The 19911-nt window shown below is 33.9% G+C and carries 10 protein-coding genes; 5 read left to right on the plus strand and 5 right to left on the minus strand.

What is annotated here, in order from left to right; all coding sequences use genetic code 11:
• Nucleotides 1-51 precede the first annotated feature (51 nt).
• Nucleotides 52-1704, minus strand: coding sequence for a RagB/SusD family nutrient uptake outer membrane protein (locus ACFFVB_RS13085; protein WP_382383404.1), 1653 nt, complete (start codon nt 1702-1704; stop codon nt 52-54).
• Between the two features lie 19 nt (nt 1705-1723).
• Nucleotides 1724-4786 carry a SusC/RagA family TonB-linked outer membrane protein gene (locus tag ACFFVB_RS13090; RefSeq protein WP_382383405.1) on the minus strand — a complete coding sequence of 1021 codons (3063 nt, stop codon included), beginning with the start codon at nt 4784-4786 and terminating at the stop codon, nt 1724-1726.
• Between the two features lie 300 nt (nt 4787-5086).
• Between ACFFVB_RS13090 and ACFFVB_RS13095 the strand changes: the two genes are divergently transcribed.
• The 4 genes from ACFFVB_RS13095 (at nt 5087) to ACFFVB_RS13110 (ending at nt 11053) form a co-directional block, all read left to right on the plus strand.
• Nucleotides 5087-6475 (plus strand): 3-keto-disaccharide hydrolase, encoded by a 1389-nt coding sequence (locus ACFFVB_RS13095; RefSeq protein WP_382383407.1) that lies wholly within the window; start codon nt 5087-5089, stop codon nt 6473-6475.
• A 6-nt stretch (nt 6476-6481) separates the two neighbouring features.
• Entirely contained in the window at nt 6482-7831 is a 1350-nt protein-coding gene (locus ACFFVB_RS13100; protein WP_382383408.1) for a Gfo/Idh/MocA family protein, read from the plus strand.
• 117 nt (nt 7832-7948) lie between these two features.
• Entirely contained in the window at nt 7949-9139 is a 1191-nt protein-coding gene (locus ACFFVB_RS13105; RefSeq protein ID WP_382383409.1) for a Gfo/Idh/MocA family protein, read from the plus strand.
• A gap of 78 nt (nt 9140-9217) precedes the next feature.
• Nucleotides 9218-11053 (plus strand): family 78 glycoside hydrolase catalytic domain, encoded by a 1836-nt coding sequence (locus ACFFVB_RS13110; RefSeq protein ID WP_382383411.1) that lies wholly within the window; start codon nt 9218-9220, stop codon nt 11051-11053.
• Between the two features lie 553 nt (nt 11054-11606).
• Here ACFFVB_RS13110 and ACFFVB_RS13115 read toward each other — a convergent pair.
• Together ACFFVB_RS13115 and ACFFVB_RS13120 are read right to left on the minus strand one after the other, a co-directional pair.
• Nucleotides 11607-14399, minus strand: a complete 2793-nt coding sequence (locus ACFFVB_RS13115) for a heparinase II/III domain-containing protein (RefSeq protein ID WP_382383413.1) — start codon at nt 14397-14399, stop codon at nt 11607-11609.
• 386 nt (nt 14400-14785) lie between these two features.
• Complete coding sequence (locus ACFFVB_RS13120; RefSeq protein WP_382383415.1) at nt 14786-16099, minus strand: sugar MFS transporter; 1314 nt, start codon at nt 16097-16099, stop codon at nt 14786-14788.
• A gap of 714 nt (nt 16100-16813) precedes the next feature.
• Here ACFFVB_RS13120 and ACFFVB_RS13125 point away from each other — a divergent pair.
• Nucleotides 16814-17935, plus strand: coding sequence for a fibrobacter succinogenes major paralogous domain-containing protein (locus tag ACFFVB_RS13125; protein WP_382383416.1), 1122 nt, complete (start codon nt 16814-16816; stop codon nt 17933-17935).
• A gap of 437 nt (nt 17936-18372) precedes the next feature.
• Here ACFFVB_RS13125 and ACFFVB_RS13130 read toward each other — a convergent pair whose 3' ends face one another.
• Nucleotides 18373-19911, minus strand: a complete 1539-nt coding sequence (locus tag ACFFVB_RS13130; protein ID WP_382383417.1) for a glutamate racemase — start codon at nt 19909-19911, stop codon at nt 18373-18375.

The following is a 19911-nucleotide window of genomic DNA, read 5'->3' on the forward strand; positions in this document are numbered from 1 at the left end:
TACCCGTTTTACAAACATAAAAACTAACGAAAAAAATAATTTTAACCCGTTTTAGTAATTAGGGTTTTGAGTCATGGTTTCTGGAGATATCTCTATTTCTTTAATTGGAATAGGACGTAATAAGTGTTTTGAAGAATCGAAAGTACCATGATCTACATAATGAGGGTTATATTTTAGTCTTTCTTCTAATTTCCCCATGCGTTTTAATACGGCCCATCTGTTACCTTCACCAATTAATTCAAGAGCACGTTCAACTAAGATTTCATCTAAATCAATTGTACTATAATGATTTGCAACTCCTGTTGCTCTTTCTCTAACTCTATTTAAATGAAATAAGGCTTGACTAGTGTTTCCTGCACCTAAATGAGCTTCAGAAGCAATTAAATGTGTTTCCGCGATTCTATATATAAAACTATCTCTAGCTCCACTTCCGCCTTCTTCAAATATTTCGTCATCGAATTTTTTCAATATAGGAAAACTAATAAATTCAGGATTTAAAGAATATTTATAATTAACACCATCGACATCTGCTGGTCTTCCAAATAAATATTGGTCTGGTTGATATACCCAGTAACGGTCTAATCTGTCTTTTAATTCGGCTTCACCTAAAGCATATTTAGGATAGTAAACTAAAGTATCTCCTGGCTTGATCACATCATTCCCTAAACCACTTTCTTCATCTGCTATAATCGCTCTATGAATAGTGACATCTTCTCTCGTATCATTATCCTCAAACAAAGAATAAAAGTATGGCGTAAGCATCGTATTACTCGTTTTAAGTCCGTATGGATTTTTTCTACTTACTCCAGGTAAATTAAAAATTTGATACATAATAAAAGCATGCTTATCGTTTCCTCTATCTTCAGAGAACCCTGTATCTCCCCATTGTCCTGCAAACAGAATTTCATCATTTACTTGATTGTCATAAGCAAAAACCTCAGCAAAAGATTGCGATCTAATATCATACCCATCTATTGCTTCTTCTGCTAGATTGGCTGCTGTTTGAAAATCTGAACTTTCCCCAAAACTCGTGTAAGCTCTTGTTAAATATACTTCTGCAAGAACATGTTGTGCTGCACGTTTTGAGAATCTTCCTGTTTCTGGATCTTCTTTTAAATCAGGAATAGACGCTTCTAATTCTGAAATAATTAAAGTAAACGTTTCTTCTTCTGTAGATCTGGTATAATTATTACGAATACTTTGAGGCTCCTCTAAATCGAGAACCACACCGCCGTACTGCTGTACTAAATTGAAAAATGAAACGGCTCTTAATGCTCGTAATTGAGCTATACCATAAGCTTTTTCTCCTAAGTTACCTGAACTCCAATTTACCTCATTCTCATATCTATTAATTGCAGTATTTGCTCTAGATATTACGGTATAATTTCCACTCCATACTCCATTTGTTTGTGGTGCATTAAAGCCTACATAATCATTACTGCTCGATACAGCATAGAGTTCTAATTGCGTTGTAAATAAGTCTGTTCCTGAGAATTTATAATCGGTGCTCTTAAACACACCTCTAATGGCTGAATATACTCCGACAACCAATTGATCTGCTGTGCTTTCATCAATAAAATTCTCACTTGTAATTTGACTGTAAATATCTTCATCTAGATATTCGTCACAAGCACTAAACGATAGTATTAACCCCAGTAAGACTACTACTTTATTTATATTCTTTATGTTTTTTATATTTTTCATCTTTGATTAAGTTTTAAAATTAGAATGATACACTAAGACCAAACAACACTGTTTTTGTTTGATAACCCGCATTATAAGAATTTTGCAATGCCGTTTCTGGATCAGGCCCTTCGTAGCCCGTAAACGTAAATGGGTTTTGCACGTCTAAAGACAACCTTAAGCTTTTTAGTTGTAAGCTTTCTAAGACATCTCTTGGTAACTGATATCCGATACCAATATTCCCAACTTTAACAAAACTTAAGTCTTCATAATACCAACCTGAATTTCCATATTCTGGAGCAGGATACTTGGCATTTGGATTATTAGGCGTCCAGAAATCTAAATCAAGACTGTTAAATTTAGCATCATCTCCGTTATACGGTGTAAAATGCGAATAAAACTCTGAGTGACCGAAAGAGCCTTGTCTAGTATAAATTTGAACTGAGAAATCTAGATTTTTGTAGCTGAATGTATTTGTCATACCTCCTATCCAATCTGGAGATACTTGACCTAAAACGACTTTATCTTCAGCTCCATAAGTACCACTATTATCCTGATCTACGATCTTGTATTGTCCAGGAAAAGCACCATAAACGGCAGCTTCCGCTGTTTCGTCTATTTGCCAAATACCATCATGTTCGTAACTGTAAATGGCATCTACAGGTTTACCTACTTGTAACACACCATGCGTACCATAAGTTTCTTTATCTAAATCGCCATCTAATTCTAAGATTTGATTTTTGTTTTTAGCGAAGTTTATATTGGTAGTCCATCTAAAATTATTGGTTTGAATATTTACCGTATTTAATGTAATCTCAATACCTTTATTTTCTACAGAACCATAATTACCAATCGCAGAGCCATACCCTGTTATGTTAGATAAGGTTTTATTAAGAATAGCATCTACGGTCTTTTTTCTATAAAGCTCTAATCCGAAACGTACTCTATTATTAAAAACTCCCATGTCTAAACCAATGTTAAATTCTTTAGAACGTTCCCATGTTAAATCGTAGTTAGGTAATCCACCTACGCGTACTCCATTTGTATGTGTATTTCCATATAAATAATCTGACCCACCTAAAAATGCAAGTGAGCTATAAGCACTTACTGGACTATCGTTTCCTGATTCCCCATAACTTAAACGCAATTTTAAATTACTTAACCAATCTGTATCTTGTAAAAATGCTTCTTCACTAGCTTTCCAAGCAAAGGCTGCTGAAGGAAAAAATGCCCATTTATTATTTACAGCTAATTTTGAAGATCCATCATATCGACCTGTAAACGTAAATAAATACCTATCTAGAATGCTATAGTTTAAACGTCCTGCAAATGAAGACAATGTTTCTTTTCTATAATATGTACCGTAATCTCTAACATCTAAACCTGCTCCTGTATTATAGAACGAGTAAGAATCTGTATCAAAATCTTTTGTTTCAATATTACCTCCTTCAGCTTGGTTATAATATACTGAAGAAATTAAAGTTGCTTTTAAATTTTGTGCTTCTGTAATATCAAAATTAAAATCTAAAATATTATCCCAAGTATATGCTGTCTTAAAAGAAGAGTCATAAATGGATTGCACTCTCGTAGGGTCATTTCTAGATGATTTTGTATATAAACCTCTAAATTCTCCAAACCTTGTGCTATTTAAATTTGGCGCAAACTGTGTTTTAAAACTTATCCAATCCGTTGGTGCATATTGTAAAAATACATTTGCAATAACATCTAAAGATCTTGTATTTGTTGTCCAAGCACCATTCGCCTCGTAATATGGATTTGTAAAACGTCCGTCCTGATCGTCTGGAAATAATATGACATTCCCATCAGTATCATAAGAATTTACTGTTGGCGCTAAACGCAATGTACTTCTAAATAATTCTCTACTTCCTTCTTCTCTTTCTGAAAGGGCTAAATATGCTTTTAAACCTACAGTGAATTTATCTGACACTTTTTTAGTTAAAGACGTACTTAAGTTATAACGCTCATAACCTTCAATCCCCATAATACCTTCATCACTTAAATATCCAATAGATCCGCTATACACTAGACCATTGCTTCCTCCAGACATACCAATATTTTGGCTAGTTTGCACACCTGAGTGAATATAATCGCCAGCCCAATCTGTATAACGTCGGTTTGCTACGTTATCGGCTTCTTCATTAGTGGTCTTAATTTCTCTTGAAATATCGACTTCTATATTATTATAGTCACTTACCGTACCTACATATCCATCTTGAAATAATCCTTTCCACGCTGTACTTCTTAATACTTTATCTACAAAATCTACATATTCATCACCACTATAGAAATCAGGCCTGTTGGTTGCAGTACTTAAACCTAAAGTAGATTCGAAAGTAAATACTGTTTTACCTTCTATTCCATTCTTGGTCGTAATAATAACAACCCCGTTAGCTCCTCTAGCACCATAAATAGCAGTTGCAGAAGCATCTTTTAAAACATCCATTTGTTGAATATCTGAAGGATTTAAGATATTTATATCTTCAAAAAACACCCCATCAACAACATATAAAGGTTTAGAAAGATCTGATGCAGCACTATCGCTTATACCGTCAGTACCTGCGTCGTTATTTTTAATTACGGTATTACCTCTAATATCGATAGAAATTGGAGCACCTGGTTTATTGCTCAAAGATCTAACGTCTACACCTGCTATTCTACCCTGAATTGCTTTACCAACATCGGTTTTCTTTTGTTCGGTTAAATCTTCAGTGTCCATAGAAGCAACTGCTCCTGTTAAATCACTTTTCTTAACAGAACCATAACCGATAACGACAACTTCATCTAGTTCTGCAGCATCGTCTTCTAGACGAACTCGCATTGTAGGCTGACCATTATACGTCAGTTCCTTAGTTTCAAAACCCAAGAAAGAAAACACAAATACATCTCCTTTTTTTGCGGTTAATTGAAAATTTCCATCAAAATCTGTAGCCGCACCATTCGAGGTTCCTTTAATAATAACATTGACCCCCGGAATAGGAATATTCTGACTGTCGGACACAACTCCACTTACTTTACTCTGTGCCCAAGAGGTCGCAGTAACACCTATTAGTAAGGCAATCAATAACGATTTCATTTTTTCCATGTTTAATTTGTTTAGTTATACTGAGAGCTAAGATAGTGTTAAGGAGTTGTTAACAAATGGATATTTTAATCTGAAATATGGACATTTTAACTAATCAAAAAACATCTACAATTTCTAAAACTTGACTGTTTTAATATTTTGAACTCTTAAAACCTGCTACTCTGAAGATCTATATACAAACAAATCGTTCCGACTTTATCAATCATTTGTTTATAAAATCCATAATTTGAACCTATTTATCCATGTAATTTATTACTATTTACCCTAGTTTAGTACATTATTAACAAACCAAAATTTAAGATGAAAAAATCTACTTTATTTTATAGCGCTATATTACTTGTTAGTGTTTCTCTATTCTATAGTTGTTCAGAAAAACCTAAAGACACAACGCCATGGGTTGATTTATTTGATGGATCGACATTAAATGGATGGCATCAAAAAGGAGGAGATGCAACCTATACTGTTAAAGAAGGGACTATTGTTGGCACAACCGTTCATAACACAACCAACTCTTTTTTAACTTCAGATAAAATGTATGATGATTTTATTTTAGAATTAGATTACAAGGTAGACTCGACTATGAATTCGGGAATTCAAATACGCAGTAACAGTCTTCCTCAATATAGAGATGGTCGTGTTCACGGCTATCAAGTTGAAATAGATCCCTCGGAGCGTGCTTGGAGTGGAGGTATTTACGATGAATCAAGACGAGGCTGGTTAAATACGCTAGATAACAATCCAGAAGCACAAAAAGCTTTCAAACAAAATGACTGGAATCATTACCGCATTGAAGCTATTGGAGATACTATAAAAACGTGGGTTAACGGCGTTGCAGCAGCACACTTAATAGACGAAAAAACGAAAAGCGGATTTATTTGCTTACAAGTTCACAGTATAAAAGCTGATAAAAAAGAAGGTACCGAGATTATCTGGAAAAACATTAAAATTCTTACAGACAGTCTGTCTAAATACAGTCAGAAATCTCCAGTAAAACCAATCATTACAAAAAACAATTTAACTATTGATGAAAAGAAAAATGGATGGAAATTATTATGGGATGGAGAAACTACTAACGGATGGAAAGGCGCTAAACTTGAAGCGTTTCCTGAAACGGGTTGGAAAATTGAAGACGGCATTCTTAGCGTTTTAGCATCTGGCGGTGCAGAATCTACTGCAGGTGGAGATATTGTAACTTCTGAATTATACAGCGATTTTGAATTAACAGTAGATTTCCAAGTCAATGCAGGAGGAAATAGTGGTATAAAATATTATGTAGATACAAACATTAATAAAGGAGCAGGTTCTTCTATTGGTTTAGAATATCAAATTTTGGACGACGATTTACATCCAGATGCTAAACTAGGTAATCACGAAGGAAGTAGAACCGTTAGTTCTTTATACGATTTAATACAGGCAGATGTTAACAAACCCATCCACCCCGTTGGCGAGTGGAACACCGCTTACATTAGCTCTAAAAACAACCATGTAGAACATTGGTTAAACGGTGCGAAAGTCTTAGAATATGAAAGAAAGAGTGATGATTTCAAGAGACTAGTTTCAGAAAGTAAATACGCTAAATGGCCAAATTTTGGTGAATTGGAAAAAGGGCAAATATTATTACAAGATCATGGTGATTTGGTATCATTCAAAAACGTGAAAATCCGCCCAATTAACACAACTAAAGACTAAACAATTATGAGTTCAAATAGAAGAGATTTTATAAAAAAAGCAGCAATAAGTGCCGTAGGAGTTACATTAGGCTCCGTTTCAGCAAACGCAATGTCTGCTAAAAGTTATTCAAAAATAATTGGAGCTAACGATAGGATTCATATTGCTATTCAAGGTTTAGGTAGACGTTACGGTGCATATATTCCGCCAATAGCCGACAAAAAAAACAATATAGAATTACTGTACTTATGCGATGTTATGAAAAGTCAGCGTGATAAAGCAGCTGTTAATTTATCCACCAAACTCAGTAACAAACCAAAGCTAGAAAACGACATCCGAAAGGTTATAAACGATAAACAAGTGGACGCTATATTTATGGCGACTCCCGATCATTGGCATGCACCTGGTGCGTGTATGGCCATGCAGGCAGGAAAACATGTGTTTCTAGAAAAACCATGTAGTCACAATCCGCAAGAAGGCGAGTTACTCGTTGCTTATCAAAAAAAGTACAATAAAGTGGTGCAAATGGGGAACCAACAGCGTTCTTCCTTACAGTCGCAAGAAATTATAAAAGACATACATGCTGGTGTTATTGGAGATGTTTACAATGCCATCGCGTTTTATACCAGTAAGCGTGGGCCTGTTCCACATCAAACAAAAACGGCGCCACCGGAAGGATTAGACTGGGAACTTTTTCAAGGTCCAGCACCAAGAAGAGACTACACCGATAATACATGGGATTACAACTGGCATTGGTATGGTTGGGATTATGGTACTGCCGAAATGGGTAACAATGCGACTCATGAATTAGATATCGCGCGATGGGCTTTAGGTGTAAAATATCCAGAACACGTAAATGTAAATGCCGGAAAATTCCAATATAAAGATGATGGATGGGAAATGTACGACACTATGGATGCTACTTTTAGATTTGCAGACAATAAAACCATTCACTGGGACGGACGTAGTAGAAATGGTTTTGATAAATATGGCGCAGGAAGAGGAACTCTTATTTATGGGTCTGAAGGTTCGACTATGATTAACAGAGATGGTTATAAATTGTATAATCTTAAAGGAGAATTAATTAAAGAAAATATGGTTCCTGGAATTGAAGACGGGAATGCTCTTGGTGGCGGCGGACAACTTTCTGCAGCACATACTGTTAATTTCTTTGATGCCATTAGAGGAAAAGCAGCACTAACATCTCCTATTGATGAAGGTGCGATTAGCCAAATGCTAACCCACTACGCAAATATTGCCTCTAGAATAGACGACTCTTTTGAAGTCGATGAAACCACTGGAAGAATTTACAACAGAGAAGCCATGAAATTATGGTCTAGAACATACGAGCCAGGATGGGAAATTAAGCCTGTTTAAGAATGTAAGCTCGCGCTCTATTTTTATTAAATTTAAAGTCATTAAACAAGCATTGTTACGCCTTCTCTTCCAAAATTACAATTGGAGAAGACCTATAAAAATCAACATTTACATCACATGAAAAGAAGAGATTTTATTATCAAAAGTTCTGTTGCCACGGTAGCACTAACATCGTCGGCAGTAGCTTTAGGGAATTATCTTGATTTTAATCATGCAAACGACACCTTAAACATTGGCGTAATTGGAACCGGAGATCGAGGTACTGGAATGATTTCCAATATCAATAAAATTAAAAATTTCAATGTTATTGGTTGTGCCGATATTTTACCCTTTAGATTAGAAAACGGATTAAAATCGGCACAAGGGAAAGCGAAAGGCTATAGCGATTACCGAAAATTATTAGACAACAAAGATATTGATGCGGTTTTGGTGTCTGTCCCCTTTCATCTGCATTCTCAAGTAGCTATAGATGCTCTCGATGCAGGTAAACACGTCTTTTGTGAAAAAACAATGGCCAAAGGTTATCCAGGGATACAGCATTTAGTTGATAAAGTGAATCAGTCTAAAACCATGTTTCAAACGGGGCATCAATATCATAGCTCTAGACTTTACACACATGTAGTCGATTTAATAAAAGATGGCAAACTAGGAAAAGTAGCAGCAATCGAATGCCAATGGAACCGACAAGGGAATTGGAGACGCCCAGTGCCTAGTCCTGAATTAGAAAAGCAAATTAACTGGAGGATGTACAGAGAATATTCAGGAGGATTAGTTGCAGAATTGTGTTCGCATCAAATAGATTTTGCAAATTGGGTTTTAGATGAAAAGCCTAGCCAAGTTATGGGTGCAGGAGGTGTTGACTATTGGAAAGATGGCCGAGAAACCTTCGATAATATTCACTTAATTTACAGCTATCCTAGTGGTGTAAAGGCAAAATTTACGTGCCTGACTAGTAATGCTAAAGATGGTTATCAAATTAAGGTTATGGGAGATAAAGGCACCATTATTTTAGATTATTCACATGCATGGTTTTACCCAGAAGGTATCGAAAATAAAGATAAAGAGTTAGGCATAGTAGATGGCGTTTCGGGAGCTACAGTCACTTGGAAAAAAGGCTTTGGTATTCCTATAAACGTAGAACACACAGAACCTAGTGAGCAGACTTTAATCGATTTTAAAGACAGTATCCTCTTAAATAAAAAGCCGATTTCAGATGTCGTTACGGGGGCAAATACTGCAATTTGTATTCAGATGGGATTAGATGCCATGTATACTAACAAAATTATTAGTAGTCCAGATTTTTATTAAAAACACCAGATTTAAAATCACAACAAATAAGATAACTTAAACACGGAGTTGTTTTGTTTGTTTAAAATTCAATATGAAATGAAAAAATTCATTCTTCTATTTTCATTAGCATTCGTATGTTTTCAAGCGAAGTCACAACATAAAACCGATAAACTAGACATCGAGTCGTCGCTAATACGTCCACAAGAGATCATAAAAATAGGTAACGGACATTATTTTATCGATTTTGGAAAAGCCTTCTTTGGAACAGTAGAAATCACTTCAAAAGAAACACAACATGACTCTATCTTTTTTCATTTAGGTGAAAAATTAGAGACTCAAAATAAAATAGACCGAAATCCTGGAGGAACTATTCGTTACCAACGCACAGCTTTAAACCAATTGGTGGCAAACCAAAAGACGACACTAAAACTGACTCCAGACAAAAGAAATACAGGTCCTGCTGCCATTACATTGCCCGAAGATGTTGGGGTAATTATGCCGTTTAGATATTTGGAGATTGAGAATTTAAAAATCCCTATTGAAGACCTTCACATTTCACAAAAAGCCACTCACTATAAATTCAATGATGATGCGAGTTACTTTTCTTCTTCCAATAAAATAATGGATTCTATATGGCAAATGTGCAAGCACACTATAAAAGCCACTAGTTTTATGGGCTATTATGTAGATGGAGACAGAGAACGTATTCCTTATGAAGCAGACGCATACATTAACCAGCTGAGTCATTATAGTGTAGACAATGAGTACACAATAGCAAGAAGAACAAATGCCTATTTTATAAAGCACCCGACGTGGCCAACCGAATGGTTGCTGCATACGGTTTTAATGTTTCATGCCGATTATATGTATACGGGCGATATTCAACCTTTAAAAGATCACTATGAAAATCTGAAACTAAAAACACTTATGGATTTGGAGCGAGCGGATGGTTTAATAAGTTCGAAATCGACAAATCTTAATGAAGCACTTATTTTAGAATTAGGTTTTAAAAAAGCAAATACAAACATAAGGGATATTATAGATTGGCCGGGAGCACAAAAAGACACAGGTTGGAAATTAGCAACTCCAGAAGGCGAACGTGATGGTTATGATATTGTACCCGTAAATACGGTTGTTAATGCCTTCTACTATTACAATTTAAAGTTAATGACGGATATTGCAACCGCACTTAATAAAACTGACGACGCTAAGTTATTTAGAGACAAGGCAGCTAAAGTAAAAGAAACGATAAATACTAAATTATTTAACCACTCGAAAGGGTATTATTTAGATGGTGAGAATTCGACGCACTCTTCTTTACACGCTAATATGCTTCCGCTTGCCTTCGATTTAGTTCCTAAAGCGCATGTAAAAACTGTAGCCGAATTTGTAAAATCTAGAGGAATGGCGTGCAGTGTGTATGGAGCACAATATTTATTGGAAGGTTTATATAAAAATAATGAAGCAAAGTACGCGACATCATTAATTGTAGAAACTGAAGGTGACCGAAATTGGTGGAATATGATTAAGGTAGGCTCTACTATGGCAATGGAAGCTTGGGATATGAAATACAAACCCAACTCCGATTGGAATCATGCTTGGGGTACGGCACCACTAAATGCAATTACACGTTATATGTGGGGTATCAAGCCAAAAACACCTGGATTTAAGGTTGCTGAGATTAATCCGCAATTAGTAGACTTAGACTATTCTAAAATAAAAGTGCCGACTATAAATGGCTTTATTTATGCTGAGCATAAAACAACAGGTAAACACATTTCATACATTATAAATATTCCTGAAGGTATGACGGCAGAATTTATATTGCCAAATAATACCACAAAAATCGCGTTAAATACGGACATCATAAAACAGAATAGTGGAGCGATTACACTTTCAAGTGGTAGTCATAAAATTGAAATAGATCAATAAACGTCTTTAAATATATTTCAGAAAAATAAACCCTATTTGTTTTCGAGATTTTGAAGAAATCTAAAAATGTTACCTTGATTTTGATTATGGGTTTCATTCCATTGAAACCACACATAAATCTGGTGTAGAATGCATAATACGGAGGCTAAAACGTGTATTCTAAAAGTCTCATGTATCGGTAAAACAAGACGTGGATGAGGTTTGTAATCTAATAAAAAATCAATCTATTATTTTGAACTGTTGCGCTTCTTGGAGTTTACATTATAAAGGAGATTACGGTTTCCCGTTTATTATCCAATTCTCAACTATACTTTATAACTTTAAAAGCCAATTTAGAACACTTAAATCACAGCTCCAATTCGGCGACGGTGTCTTAATTTATTAGGACGTTCTGGATGATAAATACTTGTGGGTTATTGGCAGAATTGATCAAACCGATTTGCAGCGACACGTCGATACTTGGCCTTTAATTTTTTAGAACTTTTAAGGATTAAAATTTAAAGAAGAAGAAAAGTTAAAAAAACAATTTTCATAACTTTTCTTCTTTAACAGTTTAATCCATCAGGTAAATCACAACTTTATCGTAGGCTTTTTCTAATTTAAAAACCAATTGATTATCATTATTCCTGTTTTTAGTTCCCATCCTTTTGTCTACAATTTCCCCGTCTTTATACAACCTCAATTCAGCCGAGGTTTTCCCTTTAACATACGGCATATTTATCGTTAATGGTTCATTATTTTGTAAGACATAACCTTCTGCTGTGCGCTCTACAGACATTGTAAATGGTTTAGCCGATGCTATAATATTCCATCCATCTTTTTCAAATTTAGTCATCCCGGATAACAACATAAAATCTAAACTTTTTTCCGATTCACGAATAATGGATAGCAACCCTTTTTGATAAAATTCATTATGGGTCGCGATATCGTTTGTACTCGCATTTACCACAATACGATCTGTTGATTTATCGTTTAATACAACATCTATAACTTGCGTGTTCGGACTTCCTTTAAAACGAGTATAAGTTACCTGCGCGATAGGATTAATTTCACCTTCAACATACGGATTAAAAACCACTGCAAACGGATTTACCCATGCTGCTGCTTGACGTTTTAAAATTAAAGTAGGAAGCGGCTGATCTAATAGCTCGGCAGGTGCTGTACCTTCGGAAAGTGCATTCGACTTTGGTGATTTCACCTTATAAATAACTTGATCTTTACTCCCTTTTACCCATAACTTTGTGAACTGAGTAGGTTTTCCTTCACGTTTCACACTAAATATTGCACGCGCATCACCAGAGGTTTTAGTTTTTAATTTATCGGTAAAAAAATCATACCCCACTAAATCCCCTTGTTTAGAACTTAATTCTTCGGTAGTTTGAAATTTTAAAGCCTGGTTATTTCCATCAAAAACATCTAGCGTTTGACCAATATTATGATAAATATATTCATGCTTCTGCTCCCCTTCTTCTTGTTTTCTAGATCTAAATACATCAACCATATAACTTTTACCTGCATTCGATTTAATAAGTGCTGAAAACCGTTGCTGATCTGAACCTGTCTCTGGTTCTACAAAAGACACTTTAGAATAGGTTACTGTATTGAAATTTGAAGTCTCACCAGACTTAGGAAAACTATGATCCAGTTGAAATGGATGATAGGTTCTCATATTATTATAATTGGATTTCCCGTCGACAATTACAGTATTATGCGCAGGCATGCGGGCGTAATAATTTCTAAATGTCGGATGCCAATAACTTGGGCCTTTCCCCGAATCTGGACCCAACACATAATTATTTGCATACAACTCGATTGATATACCATTGGAATGTGCATGATTTCCGTAAGACCCGACCGTAGACACCATCATCGCGTCATCTCCTATTCCCATACGCTGGTTAAACAAACTAACATTCGGCGCATAAAATGTGGGCGAGGTTAAACTTTCTAAACTAGCTTCAGCGATATTATGATCTGTTTTTAATTCATCTACATAAAAAAACAATTGAAAAAAGTCCTTTGCTTTTCTAGTATATAAGTCATCCGAAATCATATTAGAAAGCAATCCAGAAATTAAAGCTTCTTTTTCCGTCTCATTGTATTTTTGATAATTAGAAATGAGTAATTCAAAATTCTCTGGTGGCAATATATTATGATCGGCATCACCGAAACCAATCGTATACCCATTAGGAAATAAATACTGAAATGAGGCTAAAGCTGCCTTTTCTATAATAGGATAATTTAGAAATTCGTTATTATTTGTAGCATGATCTAATAAGGTAAAAATGCGTAATAACGTCGTAATAACATGAACGGAATAAGATGGTGATTCGGGCCAAATACCTGTATCATAATCATAGACTAAAAGTGATTCTTTTATAGCCAATTGTCGATCTGTAGATGTTGTAAATGTATGATCTAAAAAGTACTCCTTCCCTTTCCCGTTTTTGTACGTAGTATTAGTGTCTAACACCAAACCTATATAGGTTAAAAATCGAGCTTGAAAAAGATTCCAGTTATTATCTGGAATACCATTCGTTATAATTTGATCTCCCCACTTTTGAAATACGGCTACAGTACGATCTAAACTGGTATGGTTTGACTTAAAATAATCGAATAAAAAATCGTAAGTCGTTACAAGAGAAACAACGATCCCTTCATGAATAACTTCAAAAGTAGCGAGACCAGAAACTTTTTGTTGTATTGTATTGTTTAAATCAATTGGAGCGTCTCTGTAAAACATACCGTCCATATAAGTCAGAAATATAGGAGCCGCTAATTCTGCGTATTCCTTTTCACCGGTGAGCCAATACAAAAAGGACGCATCTTCGGCAATTCTCATTATTTGCTCATTTATTTTTTCAATGGTAAAGCCTGCTTTAGACGGATGAATCCATTCTTTCTTATGTGTCGTTTTATGCTCTAAATACAATCCTTTTGGATCATCTAAATAAGGTTGAACCTCTTCTAATTTCGGGCTCATATAATCGGTTGCCCAATCTCGTGTTCCTGAATATCGCACGGTTGGCACAGGTGCAGATCCTTCTGAATGTGAAAAATCACCTCCTTTTAAATAGACTTTATCATGCTTTGTATTCCAATTCATTTGTAATCGAGACACCAACCAATTCGGATCTTTTTCACAAAAACCGAAGTACTTTTCTAAATTCGCCTTTTTCTCTTCTACTAATTCCTTTTTCCAATCTACTTGCTCTATACTTTGTAGAAAATCAGATTTTGCTTCATTGGTAATATAAATTCTAGGATGTTGAGAATCTTGTGCAAATAAGAATTCTGAACACAAGACGAAACAAAACACTATAAAAACGTGATACTTTAATTTCATTTTTAGCTTCAATTTAGAATGATAATTTTTATGACCTTTAAAAAAACGGTCTATCTAATAGTGTATAAAAATAGAGTCTTAATAAGAAATTAGTGTGGATATTTCAGCCTATAGTATGGACAATTCTACTAAAAATCAATTTTGGTTAAAAACTAAAAACCTTGTGAGATCAATGTTTCACAAGGTTTAAAGTCATTCGATTTTCCGCTCCCTTTAATGAAACGGATATATCCCAATAAAAAGTTGGAGACACTTTGTATGTCAGGACAGATAAACTCTCTTTTTACATAATCCCAATATTGTTTCTAAGGACAAATACGTCTAAGTTTGATAGTATTAAATTGAAGAAAATAAGCATCCATCTGTTACAGGTTAATTGATATAATTTAAGCGGTTAGCAGTTTAGATTTTCCGTTTTTGAAACCAAACCAAACAATATAAGCATAACAAAATATGACTAATAATAAAGCGCGTTTAAAAGCTATTTGATCGGTTAGAAATCCGAATGCAGGAGGAATAATCGCACCTCCAACAATGGCTGTACATAATAAACCTGAAGCTTTTGGTTTTAACTCGCCTATACCGTCTATAGCTAAAGTAAAGATTGTTGGAAACATTATTGAATTGAATAAACCCACAGCCAGAATACTCCACATACTTAATAATCCAACCGTGTTAATGGAAATTAAAATTAAGCTAATAGCTATAGTCGCAAAAATGACCAAAACAATTCCTGGTTTCATAATTTTAGTAAGATAAGCACCAACAAACCTACCAATCATGGCACCAGACCAATAGAAGGTTACAAACACACCAACAATGGCCTTATTATCGTTATCTGCTAATCCTGAATTTAAAATTGATTCTGCTATAAAAACCATAAATCCACTTTCCTTAATTACGGAAACGAGGTTCATATCTAAAAAATAATTCACGAGGTAACTTCCAATAGCGACTTCTGCACCTACATAAAAAAAGATTCCCAAAACACCTTGCATTACCTTTTTATTCTTGAATACTGCAGCGTAGGTTCCAGTAGATTTTTCACTTATCATTTCAGGTAATTTTGCGAATAAGAAGACCACAGCAATTAAACTGATAAATATAGCTAAACCTATAAACGGTGTTTGTACAGCAGAAGCTTCGGCTGTTAAATAGGCTTCTTTTGCTGTACCTTCAAGTTGGGCAATCTCCGTTTTGGTTTTAACCACATCACTTAAAATAAATAGCGCCCCAACTGCAGGTGCAATAGCTGTTCCCAAAGAATTAAAAGCTTGAGAAAGATTTAATCGGCTGGAAGCACTTTCTTCTGGCCCCAATACAGACACAAAAGGATTGGCTGCAACTTGCAACACCGTCATCCCGGCGGCCAAAACAAAATAAGCCAACATAAACACACCAAAAATGCGATAAGATGCGGCTGGATAAAACAACAAACACCCTAAAGCCATAGTTAGTAAACCTAAAATAATACCTCGTTTATATCCAATCTTGGAAAGTATATAACTGGCAGGAATTGACAATAAAAAATAAGCTCCAAAAAAAGCAAATTGCACTAATCCTGCCTGGAAATAAGTTAACGTAAATAACTCACGTAATCTCGGAATTAAGGAATCTACAAGTACTGTAATAAATCCCCAGAGAAAAAATAATAATGTTAATAGAATAAATGCTGAGCGATAGGATTTCTGGGTTGTCATTATTTTTAAATTTTCACAAAATATATAGCTATTTTATAAATTATACATTAAAATACCTGTAAAAAATTTTTCTAATAAAAAAGTGCAGTGTAATTTACTATTCTGGCAATGTAATCGTGATTTGAATTTCTTAGAGTAACTATTTTTTATCAGGTTACTCTTACATCAAGAAAAAAAAGAACAAAGTAAACGGTAGCTCAAGTAAAATCTATTTCCAATTCTATAAATTAAAAGGCGCCTAGCCTAAACACACATCTTTCATAATTAAGAATGGCTGAATGTTAATTTTGTAGTTAGTGTTTTATTAATGGTCGGTTATTACCTATTGTTGGTTTTTATACCAGCTAATAACATACAATTATTAGAAAAAATAAGCCTATTAAAAGACTTAAATACAAAACGTAATGATGTAATTCTCTCTACCTATTTCCGACTTTGACATATACAACTGTTTCGGCGCACACATTTTCTACGCGTAATCGATACTCTAAAATGTTAGACCTTAGAAATACCCATAAAGTAAGGCGCATAAATCACTTTCTATAACTGCAAAAAATAACACACTGTATATAAGACGGTGTAAAAAACATTCCTTATTTTTAGACCTAACATAAGGAGTTGCTCTTTTGTTAGCTGCTAATTTTTTTTCATAAAATCTCAGCATACAAAATCGCAACTATACAAACATGTAACGTTATAAAAATTAATAAACTTATGAAATCATGTATTAGTAGTATTTGTGTTCTTATACTTTTAACTATTTCTTGTTCTGAAGGAGATGATATTGACCCAAATACGGTCGATTTTGAACACACTAAAACCATTGAATCGTCTGTTCTTAGTTACAATAGTTTATTAAATACGATTTACAAAGATGACATTCAAGAGAAGCAAATTAATAATTTATTAACAGCAACATACCTCTATAGGGTCAGCTTAAAAACAAGTTCCGAGAAATATTTGAGTTCGATAATCGGATTACAATTTGATTTAAATGATGTTGAATATGGTATTGCTAAATCTTTATCTGGAGAAAGCAGATTTGATGACAGTTTTAAAATGGATAAAGTATTAGCGAGCAATTATACGCAATTATTGTGGACAGAGATTTATTCCAAAATGCAAAAAAAGCAACTATTTATTAAAAGCAATACTGAATCTGAAGTCGTTTTATGGTTTTCCTCAAACCATGAAATTAATAAACTAAATTATTACATAGAAGATAAAACATCAATCGATTTAAATATGATAATGTATCAGGTGAACCCACAAGAAGACGTGTTTAAGGTTGGTAAAGTTACAAATGAAACTTTTGATACTGAATATTCTTGGGTTGAAATTGATAACCAAAGGTGGACAACAACAGATTATTTAGTTAATAATAAAGCTAAGGTTGTTTTATTTGATGAAGAACCACCCAAAAGCAATACAAATAATGGAAAGACATTGAGTTATGATGGTGAAATAGTTCTATGGGAAGAACTTTTGCAACAAATTCCCGATGGATGGCATTTACCTTCGGTTGAAGAATGGGAGGTACTACTAAATAGAAATTCAAACACTTCACTCACTAGAGGAAATCATTTAATATGGGAATTTAATGGAGTGAATACATATGGCATGTCTTTAAATTTTTCGGGAACAACTGTATATCCATTTAACAACGTGGGAGATCGTGCTTTTTATTTAACTTCATCAAAGAATGAATCTGGAGTATTATTAGCTCTGAAAATATATGAATCTGGTGGTGTGGTTTATGGACCTGTAGCTTACGACGACGGACTTATAAATGAAATAAGAGGTGGACATATCCGTTTCGTTCAAAATGTAAATTAGATTGTCATTTAAAATTTTGTGATCTACTCTTTAGAAGCTAGGTGCAGCGCTTTAGTTGTTCTAGGAGTATAATAATCAAAAAAGTTTTGTTTATTCAAATTGCTTTTTATTTTTTAATCCATTTACTCGACACACGATATAAAGAATTCATATATTAAGGAATTTTAGAGACGTGAAGCACATAGAATTGATAATAAAAATATTTTTCACCGTATAATAAATTTATACACTAATTAACCAATTCATTTTGCTGTTTTGAGACACAAAATATAATTTACGGGATGTGTATCTCGTTAAAAGTTACCTTATTTTGTTACTTGATCGCACAACGTAACTCGTTTAAGATAAACTCTAAACTTACATACTTTTTATAATAGGATCGTGATTCAAAAAACAGTAATAAGCATTACAGTTTTTCAATCATATTAAGTAAACACCTAGATTTTATCCTTGTTTTCTAAAAAATCAACCTTATTATTAGAGTTATTAAACTCATGAATTAATTGGTAAACATTAGGAATCTGCGTTTCAAGTCTGTTTAGTATATCTTCAGAAATATTAGCTCTACTAAAAGGTACATTTTTTATATATTCTTGAATTTGACCTACATTTCTTCCGTATTTATATTCGTAAGGAAACCGTCCTTCAGCATCAATTTTAATACTCCTGTTATCCTGATTGGCGACACTAATATAAAACTCACTATCTTTTATATTCCCATTAGCATTAAATAGGGATTTTTGATTTAAATATGCGTATAATTCTTTAGCGGTATTTATAGCAGGGTCAACTAGTTTAATATCTTCAACCATGAATTTCCGATACACATACTGTCCATCATTTCCTTTATAATTATATAATTCATTCAACACTAACTTTATTTCATCTATTAAAAAAGGATAATGCGTACAGCCTAAAATAATTGATTTCAATTGGTTTTTAGTTTCTGATTTTCTAATATTTTCTAACAACGTAACAACATGGTAACGCACATAGTTTTCAGGATCATTAATTTGTAAAATTGAGCAATCATCTGCTTTATCGGTATCACATAGCATTTTACTATTCTGAAAATCGAAATTATAAATATCAAATAAGGTTTTATCTATTTTAATATCACTGTTTAAACTAGGTCCCTTATACTCTTGCCTGGGTTTGCTAAGATTTTTATTAAAGTAATCTGTATCCTCATCAACGGCCTCTGCAATTCCAATACCACCTTGTGAGAACACCTCTATATTTCCAGTAAATCCTAATTGATCCTTCAAACTTAATATAGTTGTTTCGTAGCCTTTGGATCCCACTGTACCGGCCGTTGCCATTACCCCAATTATACCATCATCATCTTTTTGCATCGTTTCTAAGACACCTCGAACACCTGCATCAATCACCCCAATTATCTTAATATCAGAATCTGCTTTTTTTATAAATTCTTCGATATGATCTTTACCATAAGCTGTGGCTGTATTACAAGCAATAACGATAACTTTTACAGGTTTTTTGTCTGTGTTAAATGTGGAATCTTCTTGATTAGAATAATACTTGTTCCCCATTAAAAACTGTGTGTCTTTAATTATATGCTCCTTAAGTAGGTCTACTTTATTAACTTCAGAATAATTACCGTATGGCATATTGGCTTGATCTGCTAAATAAATAAAACTTTCATTAGTAAAATCCAAAACACCATCACTTCCAGGGGTTTTAGTTCCATTTTGATTTTGATCGTAATCGACTATAGCTTTTAAAACCGTTAACCCTCCTATTCCTGAATCAAACACACCAATGGGAAGGTTATTATCTTTGTGTGGATAATTAAGAAAATCTATAAAATAAAAACTCTCTTTATCGTTTATAACGGTATTAATAATATCACCAATCTCTTTATCACTAGTCGATACTATTGTTTTTTCTTTTTCTTTACAATTGAAAACGGACACTAATAGTATCACATAAATAATATAATTATGTTTTGTCAT

The organism is Formosa undariae (genome assembly GCF_042427615.1).
Taxonomy (GTDB): domain Bacteria; phylum Bacteroidota; class Bacteroidia; order Flavobacteriales; family Flavobacteriaceae; genus Formosa; species Formosa undariae.